This is a genomic window from Chromobacterium sp. Beijing (assembly GCF_021496765.1).
Lineage (GTDB): Bacteria > Pseudomonadota > Gammaproteobacteria > Burkholderiales > Chromobacteriaceae > Chromobacterium.
In genome coordinates, this window is record NZ_CP053750.1 from 2,550,525 (window position 1) to 2,564,770 (window position 14,246).

Annotated in this window: 12 protein-coding genes; 9 read left to right on the top strand and 3 right to left on the bottom strand. The window is 66.0% G+C overall.

Going from position 1 to position 14,246, the window contains the following annotated elements; translation table 11 throughout:
- Positions 1 to 86: 86 nt before the first annotated feature.
- Both HQN78_RS11750 and HQN78_RS11755 read right to left on the bottom strand, forming a co-directional pair.
- On the bottom strand, positions 87 to 704 hold the full coding sequence (locus HQN78_RS11750) for a nitroreductase family protein (protein ID WP_235089624.1): 618 nt from the start codon (positions 702 to 704) through the stop codon (positions 87 to 89).
- A 45-nt stretch (positions 705 to 749) separates the two neighbouring features.
- The gene (locus HQN78_RS11755; protein WP_235089792.1) at positions 750 to 1,652 is read right to left on the bottom strand and encodes an EamA family transporter; all 903 of its coding nucleotides are present in this window, start codon (positions 1,650 to 1,652) and stop codon (positions 750 to 752) included.
- A gap of 129 nt (positions 1,653 to 1,781) precedes the next feature.
- On the opposite strand from HQN78_RS11755, the gene HQN78_RS11760 reads away from it, so the two are divergent.
- From HQN78_RS11760 to HQN78_RS11780, 5 genes are all read left to right on the top strand, one after another.
- The gene (locus HQN78_RS11760) at positions 1,782 to 2,294 is read left to right on the top strand and encodes a MarR family winged helix-turn-helix transcriptional regulator (RefSeq protein WP_227107354.1); all 513 of its coding nucleotides are present in this window, start codon (positions 1,782 to 1,784) and stop codon (positions 2,292 to 2,294) included.
- A gap of 104 nt (positions 2,295 to 2,398) precedes the next feature.
- A complete protein-coding gene (locus HQN78_RS11765) occupies positions 2,399 to 4,069 on the top strand; it encodes a sensor histidine kinase (protein WP_235089625.1) in 1,671 nt (556 codons plus the stop codon).
- Entirely contained in the window at positions 4,063 to 4,791 is a 729-nt protein-coding gene (locus HQN78_RS11770) for a LytTR family DNA-binding domain-containing protein (RefSeq protein WP_048410449.1), read from the top strand. The genes HQN78_RS11765 and HQN78_RS11770 overlap by 7 nt, the downstream gene beginning before the upstream one ends.
- A 396-nt stretch (positions 4,792 to 5,187) precedes the next feature.
- Entirely contained in the window at positions 5,188 to 6,402 is a 1,215-nt protein-coding gene (locus tag HQN78_RS11775; protein WP_235089626.1) for an MFS transporter, read from the top strand.
- Positions 6,403 to 7,236: 834 nt separating this feature from the next.
- Positions 7,237 to 7,758: a hypothetical protein gene (locus tag HQN78_RS11780; RefSeq protein WP_235089627.1), complete on the top strand. Its 522-nt coding sequence runs from the start codon at positions 7,237 to 7,239 to the stop codon at positions 7,756 to 7,758.
- 145 nt (positions 7,759 to 7,903) lie between these two features.
- Here the strand turns inward: HQN78_RS11780 and HQN78_RS11785 are convergent, their stop codons facing one another.
- Positions 7,904 to 8,353, bottom strand: coding sequence for a YaiI/YqxD family protein (locus HQN78_RS11785; protein WP_043593836.1), 450 nt, complete (start codon positions 8,351 to 8,353; stop codon positions 7,904 to 7,906).
- 140 nt (positions 8,354 to 8,493) lie between these two features.
- Between HQN78_RS11785 and HQN78_RS11790 the strand changes: the two genes are divergently transcribed.
- The 4 genes from HQN78_RS11790 (at position 8,494) to HQN78_RS11805 (ending at position 14,246) form a co-directional block, all read left to right on the top strand.
- Complete coding sequence (locus HQN78_RS11790; protein WP_081547845.1) at positions 8,494 to 9,663, top strand: isovaleryl-CoA dehydrogenase; 1,170 nt, start codon at positions 8,494 to 8,496, stop codon at positions 9,661 to 9,663.
- A 109-nt stretch (positions 9,664 to 9,772) separates the two neighbouring features.
- Entirely contained in the window at positions 9,773 to 11,371 is a 1,599-nt protein-coding gene (locus HQN78_RS11795; RefSeq protein ID WP_235089628.1) for a carboxyl transferase domain-containing protein, read from the top strand.
- 18 nt (positions 11,372 to 11,389) lie between these two features.
- Complete coding sequence (locus HQN78_RS11800) at positions 11,390 to 12,175, top strand: enoyl-CoA hydratase/isomerase family protein (protein WP_235089631.1); 786 nt, start codon at positions 11,390 to 11,392, stop codon at positions 12,173 to 12,175.
- A gap of 103 nt (positions 12,176 to 12,278) precedes the next feature.
- Positions 12,279 to 14,246 (top strand): acetyl/propionyl/methylcrotonyl-CoA carboxylase subunit alpha, encoded by a 1,968-nt coding sequence (locus HQN78_RS11805; RefSeq protein ID WP_235089632.1) that lies wholly within the window; start codon positions 12,279 to 12,281, stop codon positions 14,244 to 14,246.

Here is a 14,246-nt window from a genome sequence, read left to right on the forward strand (position 1 = left end):
ACGGCGTTGGAACCGAGCTCAACATGCTCATGTACCACGCGGACATTGAGCTGGCTCTCAAAATCAGTTCACGATCAAGCAGGCCATCAAGCCCACACCATCACCTCGGCCACCGGCCGACGCGGCTTCTGCGGCCAATTGCCGGCCGCCGCCCGCCCCACCGTCACCAGCATCACCGGCAACTCGTCCGCGCCCAGGCCAAATTCCCGCGCCACCGCGGCCGCGTCGAAACCGCCCATCGCGCAACTGGCCAGGCCGCGTTCCTCCGCCGCCAGCAGCAGCACCATCGTCGCCAATGAGGCGGAACGGATCGCCTCGTCGCGCTGCGCGCGCGCGTCGTCCCGGTGGGCGTTCTCCGCCGCGCGCAGCCAGCTGTCGCCGACCTCCGGTGGCAGAATGCCCGCGTCCACCGCCGGCCGCAGCGACGCCTCCAGCCCGCGATGCGCGTTCAGCGTGCCGCAGCAGATGAAGGTCACCGCCGCGTCCGCCACTTTTTGCTGGCCGTAGCTGGCCGCCTGCAAACGGCGCTTGGCCTCGGCGCTGCGCACCGCGACGAACTTCCAGTTCTGCAAATGGTAGGCCGACGGCGCGCGGGTGGCGGCCTTCAGCAACTGCTCGATCTCCGCGTCCGCCAACACATGGGAGGGATCGAAGTGATTGGCCGACACGCGCTGGTCCAACAGGGTTTGCAAAGCGCTCTTCATGAACAGACTCCTTATCTGATTGCTGCTGATTGATTCCATTACCGCTCAAGACCGCGCGCGCGCCGCGCCGGCCATGATCTGCTTGTCCGCCGGCGGCGGCGCGGCCATGCTGCGCTGCACCGCCAGCACGCTGGCCAGCACCGTGGCCAGGCCCGCCAGCTGCAAGGGCCCCAAAGCCTGCCCCAGCAACAGCCAGCCCAACAGCACCGCCGTCAGCGGGCTGAGCAGGCCCAGCGAGGACACCGCCACCGGCGACAGCCGCGCCAGCCCGCGAAACCACAATAAATAGGCCAGCAAGGCGCCGAACAGGCAGAGATAGCCGTAACCCAGCCACTGCGTCGCGCCCAGCGCCGGCAAGGCCGGGTCCAGCACCCAGGCCAGCGGCGCCAGCATCAGCCCGCCCAGGCCCAGTTGCCAGCCGGTCAAGGCGGCGAGCGGCGCGCTCGGCCGCCAGCGCCGGGTCAGATAAGTGCCGCTGGCCATCGCCGCCGCGCCGCCCAGCGCCGCCAACATGCCGACGCCGTCCCAGACCGCGCCCGGCGACAACAGCAAGGCCGCCATGCCCGCCACCCCGGCGATGCCGGCCCAGGCGGCCGTCCGCGCCGGGCGGCGGCCGTCCAGCCCCCAGGCCAGGCCCATCACCAGCAGCGGCTGGGTGGCGCCCAGCACCGCGGCCAGGCCGCCCGGCAAGCGATAGGCGGCCACGAACAACAGCGCCTGGAACACGCCGATGTTCAAGGCGGACAAGACCAGCAGACGGCCCCACTCGCCGCGCCGCGGCAGGTGGCGGCTGGCCAGGATCAACAACAAGCCGGCCGGCAACACCCGCAGCAAGGCGGCGGTGAACGGCCGGTCCGGCGGCAGCAGCTGGGTGGTGACGATATAGGTGGAGCCCCAGATCGCCGGAGCCAGCGCGGTCAACAACACATCGCTCCAACGGGAGGCCATCAGGCGCGCAGACATGGGCATTCCTTTCGCAATCGCTTATAATCGCATCGAAAACTGACTTGAATTCAAGATAACATTGCCTTGAATTCAAGACAAATAAAATCTTGAATTCAAGATAAAGGAATGCGCATGACGCAACAGAACGCCGGCGACGCCGTGGACGCCATCCTGGCGCAATGGCACCGGGAACGGCCGGACCTGGACGTGGCGCCGATGGGCCTGATCGGCCGGCTGCGCCGCTGCTCCGTGCTGCTGCAGCACAGGCTGGACGCCACTTTCGAGCAATTCGGCCTCAGCGGCTGGGAGTTCGACGTGCTGGCCACGCTCAGACGCGCCGGCGCGCCGCACAGCCTGGCGCCCACCGCGCTGTTCTCCTCGCTGATGATCAGCTCCGGCACCATGACCCACCGGCTGAAAGTGCTGGAAAGCAAGGGCTGGATCGAACGCGCCGCCTGCGCCGAGGACGCGCGCAGCACCCTGGTGCGCTTGACCGAGAGCGGGCTGGAACTGATAGACCGCGCCGTCACCGCCCACGTGGCCAATGAGCACGCCATCCTGTCCGGCCTCAACCAGCGCAGCCAGGACGCGCTGGACCGCAAGCTGGCGGAGTTGCTGGCGGCCTTGGAGCCTCCTGCGGCATGACGCCCGCCTAATCTGCGCCCGCCTGCGGCCAAAGCCCGCCGCATGGCTTAAAATCAGGGCTTGAGGCCGGCCCCAGCGGGCGCGGCCGCTCCACTCCCGACGCCATGATAGAAAACCAAGCCATGCTGCTGGCGGTGTTCGAACGGGCGGCGCTGATGTTGATGGCGCTGTTCTTCCTCACCCGCACCCGCCCGTTTCAACACCTGCTGCGCAAACAGGACCACAGCCCGGCCGAACTGGCGGCGGTGTCGCTGCTGTTCTGCCTGTTCGCCGTGTTCAGCACCTATACCGGCATTCCGGTGGACGGCTCCCTGGTCAATGTGCGCATCATCGCCATCCTGTCCGGCGGCATCCTGTTCGGCCCCTGGGTGGGGATACCGGCCGGCATCGTCTCCGGCCTGCACCGCTACCTGATCGACATCAACGGCTACACCTCGCTGCCCTGCCTGATCTCCAGCGTCTGCGCCGGCCTGTTGGCCACCTGGATACACTGCCGCGCCGACCGGGGGCGGCTGTGGCTGTACGGCATCCTGGCCGGCATGCTGTGCGAGGGGCTGACCATGGGCCTGATCCTGCTCTTGACCGAGCCGGCGGTGGGCGTGCCCATCGTCAGCCACATCGCCTTCCCGATGATTGTCGGCACCGTCTGCGTCGGCCTGATCATCAAGCTGGTGCAAGACCTGAACGACGAAAAAGAACTGCTGGCCGCGCGCCAGGCCAAGCTGGCGCTGACCATCGCCAACCGCACCCTGCCCTATTTCCAGAACCTGGACCGCGACGCCATGGTCCAGGTCTGCACCGTGATCCGGGACCAGCTGGACGCCGACGCGGTGGCCATCACCAACACCTCGGACGTGCTGGCCTATGTCGGCCTGGGCAAGGACTACTACGAGATGGACGAGCACTCCGCCATCGGCGCCATCACCCGCCAGGCCATCGCCGGCGACCAGATCATCATCGAGAACAATCTGCAGCAATACCACCTGGCGGACTTCCACTCCGTCATCATCATCCCGCTGCGCGAAAAAGCCGGCGTCAGCGGCACCCTGAAAATCTTCTACCGCAAGAGCCACGGCATCAGTACGCCGCTGCGCGAAGTGGCGGTGGGCCTGTCCCAACTGATCTCCACCCAGATGGAAGTGTCGCGGGTCAAACAGCTGGAAGAAATGGCGCGCAAGGCGGAATTCAGCGCGCTGCAAAGCAAGATCAACCCGCACTTCCTGTTCAACGCCCTGAACGCCATCTCCTCGCTGATCCGCATCCAGCCGCAGCAGGCGCGCCAACTGATCGCCAACCTGGCGGACTACTTGCGCTACAACCTGTCGCTGGGCGACCGGCTGATCGACATCCAGGAAGAACTGCAGCAAGTGCGCGACTACGTGGCGATAGAACAGGCGCGCTTCGGCGCCAAGCTGACGGTGGACTTCGACATCGACGACGTACACGTGCGCATCCCCAGCCTGCTGTTGCAGCCGCTGGTGGAAAACGCCATCCTGCACGGCATCCAGCCGCGCAAGGAGCCGGGCCGGGTCAGCATCGCGGTCAAGCGCGACGGCGACAAAGTGCATGTCTGCGTGCGCGACACCGGCTACGGCGTCAGCCAGGAAGTGCTGGACGGCGTGGCCGCCGGCACGCTGTCCAGCCGCAGCATCGGCCTGAGCAACGTCAACCAGCGGCTCAAGCTGCTATACGGCGAGGGCTTGCGGCTGACCCGGCTGGAGCCCGGCACCGCCGTTTGTTTCGACCTGCCCGCCGCCGAGGAGCCGACATGCTGAAAGCCCTGATCGTGGAAGACGAATACCTGGCGCGCGAAGAGCTGGCCTATTTGATCCGCGAGCACAGCCGCATCGACATCGTCGCCAGCGTGGAAGACGGGCTGGAAGCGTTCAAATTCCTGCAGGAACACGAGGTGGACGTGGTGTTCCTGGACATCAACATCCCATCCATTGACGGCCTGCTGCTGGCCAAGAACCTGCACAAATCGTCGCGGCCGCCGCGCATCGTCTTCGTCACCGCCTACAAGGAGTTCGCGGTGGAAGCGTTTGAGGTGGAGGCCTTCGACTACATCCTGAAACCCTACAACGAGGCCCGCATCATCAATCTGCTGGCCAAGCTGGAAGCGCAGACGCCGCCGGCCGCCGCCGCGCCGGCCGAAGCCCCGGCCGCCAGCCGCACCGTCAACCTGGTCAAGGGCGACAGCATCATCGTCACCCCCTGCGAGCAGATCTACTACGCCGAGGCCGACGAGAAAGTCACCCTGGTCTACACCGCGCACGACCGCTACGTGATGTCGATGAGCATCAGCGAATTCGTCGCCCGCCTGCCGGCCGACAGCTTCTTCCGCTGCCACCGCTCCTACTGCGTCAACATCCACAAAATCCGCGAAATCGCGCCCTGGCTCAACAGCACCTACATCATCAAGCTGTACGACCTGAAAGCCGAGATTCCGGTCAGCCGCAGCAATATCAAGGCCTTCCGGCAGTTGATGCATCTTTGAGCGTTGGTCGCCCGCGCGGCGCATCAAACCGGCTGCCAGCCGGCTCCTGAATAAGAACCTGCTCATAATCTGCTGCGCTGCGGCGATACGGCGTTGAAACCGGCTTCGAAATGCTCATGTACCCTATATACACTCCGCTTTCTCAGCCGTTTTCGCCTTGTCTCGCTCTGGCTCGCGAGATTTTGAACAGGCTCTAAGGCCAGACATTCCATTGGCAAGCCGGCTTGGCAATGGAAATGCCATCCACTCATGCGCGCCATTTTCAGGGCCTGCAACTGGTTCGCCGCCGTCTGCACTTCATTCCGCGCCGCCTGCATCTCATGCCGCCGCCGCGCCCCCTACATAAGCACAGGCTTATAGTCACACCAACAGTAATGACTTTAAGCGAGCAGCGCCATGAACGCCTCAAATACCATCCGCTACCGTACCCTGGCCGGCACCGTCCTCACCCAATTCGCTTTGGGCTCCGTCTACACCTGGAGCCTGTTCAACGCCCAACTCTCCGCCAAGCTGTCCGAGCCGGTCAGCCAGGTGGCTTTCGCCTTCGGCCTGCTCAGCCTGGCGCTGGCGGTGGCCTCCTCGCTGGCCGGCAAACTGCAAGAACGCTTCGGCGTGCAGCGCGTCACCCTGGGCGCCGGCCTGATGCTGGGCCTGGGCTTCTTCCTCACCGCCCAAGCCAATAATCTGGTCATGCTCTATCTGTGCGCCGGCGTGCTGGTGGGCCTGGCCGACGGCGCCGGCTACCTGCTGACGCTGTCCAACTGCGTCAAATGGTTTCCGGAGCGCAAGGGCCTGGTGTCCGCCTGCGCCATCGGCGCTTACGGCCTGGGCAGCCTGGGCTTCAAATACATCAATCTGGCGCTGCTGGCCCGCTTCAGCCTGGAAACCACCTTTGAGCTGTGGGGCCTGATCGCCATGGCCATGGTGGTGGCCGGCAGCCTGCTGATGCGCGACGCGCCGCAGCAACAAGCCGCCGCGCAGCAGAACGCCAGCCATGACTACACCCTGGCCAAGGCGATGCGCCAACCGCAGTACTGGATGCTGGCGCTGATGTTCCTGACCGTGTGCATGAGCGGCCTGTACGTGATCGGCGTGGCCAAGGACATTGGCGAAAGCTATGTGCACCTGCCGGCGCTGACCGCCGCCAACGCCGTGGCGGTGATCGCGGTGGCCAATCTGTCCGGCCGGCTGGTGCTGGGCATTCTCTCCGACAAGATGCCGCGCATCCGGGTGATCACCATCGCCCAGATTGCCGCGCTGGCCGGCATGCTGACCCTGCTGTTTGTGCCGCTGAACGCCACCCTGTTCTTCCTGGCCATCGCCTGCGTCGCCTTCAGCTTCGGCGGCACCATCACCGTCTACCCGTCGCTGGTCAGCGATTTCTTCGGCCTCAACAATCTGACCAAGAACTACGGCGTGATCTATCTGGGCTTCGGCATCGGCAGCATCGTCGGCTCCATCGTCGCTTCGCTGTTCGGCGGCTTCCTGGCCACCTTCCATCTGATCCTGGCGCTGTTGATCGTCGCGCTGCTGTTCTCGCTGACCATCCGTCAGCCGGGCAGCAGCAAGGAAGCGGAGTTCGAAGCCGAGCCGCATCTGGGCAAAGCCTGATTCCCGCGCCGCTCGCCGCAACGCCCCCGCTTTGGGGCGTTGCTGTTTGGGGAGCTTGATGGCTGTCGCTGGTGGGTATCGCCTGCGGCTCCACCCACCCTACCCATGACGAGCGGCCGCGCGTAGGGTGGGTGGAGCGTAGCGATACCCACGCGGAACCCCGCTGCACCACGCAAGATGATGGTGGCGATCCACCTTACCGGACCCTGCCGGCTTGACGCCCTCCCGCGCCTCCCCAAACAATAGCCCTCGCGCCGCAGTAATCGCGGCGCTCGGGTTTAGTCTCCCCAATACGAATCACTGCAACAGATGCGCTATTTCCACAGCGCATCTGTTGCCATTGCTTTGCCTATTCGGGCGGGCCGTGGCAAGTGGCGCCCCTCGAGGGCGCGCCGGCTTTGTACGACATATCACCGGTAGGCTAACTCTTGTCATGTGCCCGCCCTGCCGCCTTGCGGCAAGGCCCTTCTGCTCAAGAGCTTACAAAGGGTAGAGCTTGCCCATTCGGCATTAGGCTGCGCAGAGCTTGATTTCGGCGGTCCTTTTCTTTACTAGACTTCGCCGGCTTGACGCCCTCCCGCTCCTCCCCAACAATAGCCCCCGCGCCGCAGCAATCGCGGCGCTCGGGTTTAGTCTCCCGAATACGAATCACTGCCGCGGATGCGCTGTTTCCACAGCGTATCCGTTGCCATTGCTTTGCCTATTCGGCGGGCCGTGGCAAGTGGCGCCCTCGCGGGCGCGCCGGCTTTCGCAGTGATTCACCGGTAGACTAACTCTTGTCATGTGCCCGCCCTGCCGCCTTGCGGCATGGCCCTTCTGCTCAGGAGGTTGCAAATGGTAAAGCCTGTCCGTCCGGTGCTAGGCATCGAACTCTCTCCGTCCTCTGCTGAAACCCAAGACGTCCATCAGGACGCCTCTCCACTCCCGTCGCTAGGCCCGCGTTCCCGTTACCGGTTTGCCGGCCCCCACGCCAAAGACCTCAGCCTGCCCTTCATACGCCGTATCGAAGGCCGCACCTATCCGCATTACTGGCAGCCGGCCGAAGCCAAGGATGAGTTCGAAGCCTGCGCCTTGGGTCGCCAGTACGCCGCCCATCTGGCGCAGTTGCTGAAGCTCAACCGCCAGCATTCCGGGCGCGGACTGCTGTTCCGCATCACTAACGACATGGATTTCAGCGAGCGCGGCCACCGCCGCAGCATGTGCAAAAGCTTCTTCAACTATCTGGAGATACTGCTGAACTTGGGAGTGCAACAGGTCGACCTGCCGAAGCATGTGGAGGCGATGCAACGCTTCCATCTCAGCCTGGACGAATTGAACACCTTGCAGCGGAAGCCGCGTAGAAAGAAGAAAGGCTAAAACCTATTGGCGCTGGAAACGGGAGCGGCTGGTGGGTATCGCCTACGGCTCCTCCCACCCTACGCGCAGTGGCTCGTCATGGGTAGGGTGGGTGGAGCGCAGCGATACCCACGCGGCTCCCCTCTCCTCCATAACTGCTGTCGCCTCAGCCCCGCCGCTTCGCCAACCAGATATCCAACTGCCGGGCGAAAGCCTGGCGGTCCGCCTGGCTCAAGGGCGGCGGGCCTTCGGTCTGCACACCGCTGGCGCGCAGCGTGTCCATGAAATCCCGCATCGTCAGCTGCGCGGCGATGGTGTCCGGCGAATACACATCGCCGCGCCAGTTCAGCGCCTGCGCGCCCTTGCCCAAGGCCTCGGACGCCAAGGGGATGTCGCCGGTAATCAAGAGATCGTTCGCCGCGATGCGGCGGACAATCTCGTTGTCCGCCACGTCAAAACCCTTGGGAACCTGCAAGGCGCGGATGTTGGGCGCCTTAGGCACCGTCAAAAGCTGATTGGCGACGAACACCAGCTCCACGCCGGTGCGCTGTGCCGCCCGGCACAATGTTTCGCGGATCACCTTGGGACAGGCGTCCGCGTCCACCCATATCGTCATGTCTGTTCTCTGCATGCAAACCCGGCCATGATAACGGTTTCGCGCCGGTTTCCGTCGTTGCCATGTTGACGCTTACGTAAACGTAAGTAATGATAGAGCATATCACGCGAATCACGCGCGCCCATCAGAGGAGAGAAACCATGTACAGCAGCCTGCGCTTCGCCTTTGGCGACACCTACGATATGTTGCGCGAAACCGCGCGCGACTTCGCCCAAAGCGAAATCGCCCCGCGCGCCGCCGACATCGACCGCGACAATCTGTTCCCGGCCGATCTGTGGCGCAAGTTCGGCGATCTGGGCCTGCTGGGCATGACGGTGGACGAGCAGTACGGCGGCACCCAGATGGGCTATCTGGCGCATATGATCGCGATGGAGGAAATCAGCCGCGCCTCCGCCTCGGTGGGCCTGTCCTACGGCGCGCACTCCAATCTCTGCGTCAACCAGATCCACAAGAACGGCAACGACGAACAAAAACGCCGGCTGCTGCCCAAGCTGGTGTCCGGCGAGCATGTCGGCGCGCTGGCGATGTCCGAGCCCAACGCCGGCTCCGACGTGGTCAGCATGAAGCTGAAGGCGGACAAGGCCGACGGCGGCTACCTGCTCAACGGCAGCAAGATGTGGATCACCAACGGCGGCGACGCGGACGTGATGGTGGTCTACGCCAAGACCGACGTCAGCGCCGGCGCCAAGGGCATCACCGCCTTCATCGTGGAGCGCGGCTTCGCCGGCTTCAGCCACGGCAGCAAGCTGGACAAGCTGGGCATGCGCGGCTCCAACACCTACCCCATGTTCTTCGACAACTGTTTCGTGCCGGACGCCAATGTGCTGGGCGGCGAAGGCAACGGCGTCAAGGTGCTGATGAGCGGCCTGGACTATGAGCGCGCGGTGCTGGCCGCCGGCCCGCTGGGCATCATGCAGGCCTGCATGGACATCACGGTGCCTTATCTGAACGACCGCAAGCAGTTTGGCCAGGCCATCGGCGATTTCCAGCTGATGCAGGGCAAGCTGGCGGACATGTACGTCAAGCTGTCCGCCAGCCGCGCCTATGTCTACGCGGTGGGCCAGGCGCTGGACCGCGGCGAAACCGGCCGCCAGACCCGCAAGGACGCCGCCGGCGCCATCCTGTACGCGGCGGAGGGCGCCACTCAGATGGCGCTGGACGCCATCCAGTGCCTGGGCGGCAACGGCTATATCAATGAATACGCCACCGGCCGCCTGCTGCGCGACGCCAAGCTGTACGAGATCGGCGCCGGCACCAGCGAGATTCGCCGCTGGCTGATAGGCCGCGAGCTGATGGCGGAAACCCGGTAATCGCGGCGGATACAGTGTCTGATGCCGCGTTGCGCTTCAGCCCCACCCGGCAAGCCCAATGCTCACTGACCGCACGCTTCGTCGACGGCGAATGACAAGGTAAAACGATATGCCCATCCTCGAATCCAAACTCTCGCCGCGCGCGGCGGACTTCCAGGCCAACGCCGACAAGATGCGCGCGCTGGTGGCCGACCTACGCGACAAGGTGGCCAAGGCCGCGCTGGGCGGCGGCGACAAGGCGCGCGCCAAGCACGCCGCCCGCGGCAAGCTGCTGCCGCGCGAGCGCATCGATCTGCTGCTGGACCCCGGCGCGCCCTTTCTGGAGCTGTCCCAGCTGGCCGCCTTCGGCATGTACGACGACGACGCGCCCGGCGCCGGTCTGATCAGCGGCATCGGCCGCGTCGCCGGCGTGGATTGCCTGATCATCGCCAACGACGCCACGGTCAAGGGCGGCACTTATTACCCGATGACGGTGAAGAAGCATCTGCGGGCTCAGGAGGTTGCGCGCGACAACCGCCTGCCCTGCGTCTATCTGGTGGATTCCGGCGGCGCCTTCCTGCCCTTACAGGACGAGGTGTTCCCGGACCGCGAGCATTTCGGCCGCATCTTCTACAACCAGGCCAATCTGTCCGCCGCCGGCATTCCGCAGATCGCGGTGGTGATGGGCAGCTGCACCGCCGGCGGCGCGTATGTGCCGGCGATGTCGGACGAAACCGTCATCGTCAAGGAGCAAGGCACCATCTTCCTGGGCGGCCCGCCGCTGGTGAAGGCGGCCACCGGCGAGGTGGTGACGGCGGAGGAGCTGGGCGGCGGCGATGTGCACGCCCGCGTGTCCGGCGTGGCCGACCACCTGGCGCAGAACGACGCCCACGCGCTGTCCATCGCCCGCCGCATCGTGTCCGGCCTCAACTGGCGCAAGCAGGGCGAGCTGGACCGCGCCGAGCCGCGCCCGCCGCGCTACGCGGCAGAGGAAATCTACGGCGTGATCCCGGCGGACCCGAAAAAGCCCTTCGATGTGCGCGAGATCATCGCCCGGCTGGTGGACGACTCCGAGTTCGACGAGTTCAAGCAGAACTACGGCGCCACCCTGGTCACCGGCTTCGCCCGGCTGAACGGCTACCGCGTCGGCGTCATCGCCAACAATGGCATCCTGTTCTCCGAGTCCGCGCTCAAGGGCGCGCACTTCGTCGAGCTGTGCTGCCAGCGCGGCATTCCGCTGCTGTTCCTGCAGAACATCACCGGCTTCATGGTAGGCAAGAAGTACGAGAACGGCGGCATCGCCAAGGACGGCGCCAAGCTGGTCACCGCCGTGGCCTGCGCCCGCGTGCCCAAGTTCACCGTGCTGATAGGCGGCAGCTTCGGCGCCGGCAATTACGGCATGTGCGGCCGCGCTTATTCGCCGCGCTTCCTGTGGATGTGGCCGAATAGCCGCATCTCGGTGATGGGCGGCGAACAGGCGGCCGGCGTGCTGGCCCAGGTGAAGAAGGAACAGCTGGGCGACGCCTTCGGCGCCGAGCAGGAAGAGGCGCTGAAAGCGCCGGTGCGCGAGCAGTACGAACGTCAGGGCCACCCCTATTACGCCAGCGCGCGCTTGTGGGACGATGGGGTGATAGACCCGGCGCAAACCCGCGAGGTGCTGAGCCTGGCGCTGGAAGCGGCGCTGTCCGCGCCGATTGAAAACACGCGCTTCGGCGTGTTCCGGATGTGACGGCCAAAGGTGACGCAGATGAGTTACTCCACGCTTGAAATCGAACACAGCGGCAAGACCGCGACGATCTGGATGAACCGGCCGGACGTTCACAATGCAATGAACGAAACGCTGATCGCCGAGCTGACCGCCGCCTTCACCCATTTGCAATTGCAGTCGGACTGCCGCGCCATCGTGCTGGCCGGCCGCGGCAAAAGCTTTTCCGCCGGCGCGGACCTGGACTGGATGCGCCGCGCCGCCGGCTACGGCGAGGAGCAGAACCTGGCCGACGCGCAGCGGCTGGCGGCCATGCTCAAGAGCATCTACCGCAGCAAGAAGCCGGTGATCGCCCGCATCCACGGCGCGGCGCTGGCCGGCGGCACCGGCCTGGCGGCGGTCTGCGATGTGGCCATCGCCACCGAGGCCGCCAAGTTCGGCCTGACCGAGGTGAGGCTGGGCCTGGTGCCGGCCACCATCGGTCCCTATGTGGCCGACGCGATAGGCTGGCGTCAGGCGCGGCGTTATTTCCTGTCCGCCGAGCGCATCGACGCCGCCACCGCGCTGCGCATTGGCCTGGTGCACGAGCTGGTGCCGGCCGAGGCGCTGGACGCGCGCGTGGCCGACATCGCCGAGGCAATGGCCCAGGGCGCGCCGCAGGCGCTGTCCTCGGCCAAGGACTTGCTGGCCATGCTGCGCGAGGGCTCGCCCTGGGACGATCAATTGCTGGAGGACACCGCCGGCCAGATCGCCAGCGTGCGCGCCGGCGCCGAGGCGCGCGAGGGCCTGGCCGCCTTCTTCGAAAAACGCGCGCCGAACTGGATTTAAAGATCAATTAGCCACGGAAGCACACCGAAATACACGGACAAATTCACCGTTTGGATTCCGTGCCCTTCCGTGTGTTTCCGTGGCAAAAAACAGGTTTAACGCCATGTTCAATAAAATACTCATCGCCAACCGCGGTGAAATCGCCTGCAGGGTGATCAAGACCGCGCGCGCGCTCGGCATCGCCACCGTCGCCGTCCATTCCGACGCCGACGCCGACGCCCGCTTCGTCAAGCTGGCCGACGAGGCCTACCGGCTGGGGCCGGCCCCGGCGGCGGATTCCTATCTGCGCGGGGACCTGATCCTGGACATCGCCCGCCGCAGCGGCGCGCAAGCCATCCACCCCGGCTACGGCTTTCTGTCCGAGAACGAGGACTTCGCCGCCGCCTGCGAGGCCGCCGGCATCGCCTTCATCGGCCCGCCCGCCTCCGCCATCGCCGCGATGGGCAGCAAATCCGCGGCCAAGGCGCTGATGGAGCAAGCCCGGGTGCCGCTGGTGCCCGGCTATCACGGCGAGCGCCAGGAACCGGACTTCCTGCGCGGCCAGGCGGACGCCATCGGCTACCCGGTGCTGATCAAGGCCAGCGCCGGCGGCGGCGGCAAGGGCATGCGCATCGTGGAAGCTTCTGCGGACTTCGAAGCGGCGCTGGCCTCCTGCCAGCGCGAGGCGCGCGCCAGCTTCGGCGACGACAAGGTGCTGGTGGAGAAATACCTGCCGCGCTCGCGCCATGTGGAAATCCAGGTGTTCGCCGACAGTCACGGCCAATGCGTGTATCTGTTCGAGCGCGATTGCTCGGTGCAGCGCCGCCACCAGAAAGTGCTGGAGGAAGCGCCGGCGCCGGACTTGCCGCCGGCCACCCGCGAGGCGATGGGCGCGGCCGCCTGCGCCGCCGCCCGTGCGGTGGGCTATGTCGGCGCCGGCACCGTGGAATTCATCATGGAAGTGCAGGCCGACGGCAGCCCCGGCCGCTTCTTCTTCATGGAAATGAACACCCGGCTGCAGGTGGAGCACCCGGTCACCGAGATGATCACCGACCAGGACCTGGTGGCCTGGCAGTTGGCCGTCGCCAGCGGCCAGCCGCTGCCGCTGGCCCAGGAACAGCTCAGCATCAGCGGCCACGCCATCGAGGCGCGCATTTACGCCGAAGACCCGGACAAGGGCTTCCTGCCCGCCACCGGCACCCTCTACCACCTGCGCGCGCCGGCGGAATCCGCCGTCGTGCGCATCGATACCGGCGTCGTCGCCGGCGACAGCATCTCGCCCTTCTACGACCCGATGATCGCCAAGCTGATTGTCTGGGGCGAGGACCGCCGCCAGGCGCTGCAACGGCTGGACGCGGCGCTGGCTGATTACCAGGTGGCCGGCGTCACCACCAACATCCCCTTCCTGCGCCGCATCGTGCAGCACGCCAGCTTCGCCGGCGGCCAGGTGGATACCGGCCTGATCGCCCGTCACCACGACGCGCTGCTGCCGCCGCCCGCCGCGCCGGACGCGGAGCAATTGGCGCTGCTGGCGCTGGCCGAGGCGCTGGCAGCGCCCGGCGGCTTCCCGGTGGCCGCCGGCTGGCGGCTCAACGGCGCGCTTAGCCGCAAGCTCGTGTTCCACATCGCCGGCCAGGACTATCCGGTGACGCTGCGCCATCTGGGCGACGGCTGCGAGATCGCCGCCGCCGGCAGGCTGTTCTCCGCCAGCGGCCGCCTGGACGGCGGAACGCTGCGCGCGCGGCTGGGCGATCAACAACGGGAAGCCGTCGTCGCCCGCAGCGGCCCGCAACGGGTGCTGTTCGCCGCCGGCCGCCGGCTGGAAGCGCAGTGGCTGGACCCGCTGGCGGTGGCCGCCGAGGAGGTTCACGGCGAAACCCATTTGAAAGCGCCGATGCCGGGCCGCATCGTCGCCCTGCTGGCCGCCACCGGCGTCAAACTCAACAAGGGCGACCCGCTGCTGATCCTGGAGGCGATGAAGATGGAGCACACCATCCCCGCGCCGGCGGACGGCGTGGTCAAGGCTTTCTATTTCGGCACCGGCGAGCAGGTCAACGACGGCGACGAGTTGGTCGACTTCGAAGCGGAGTGA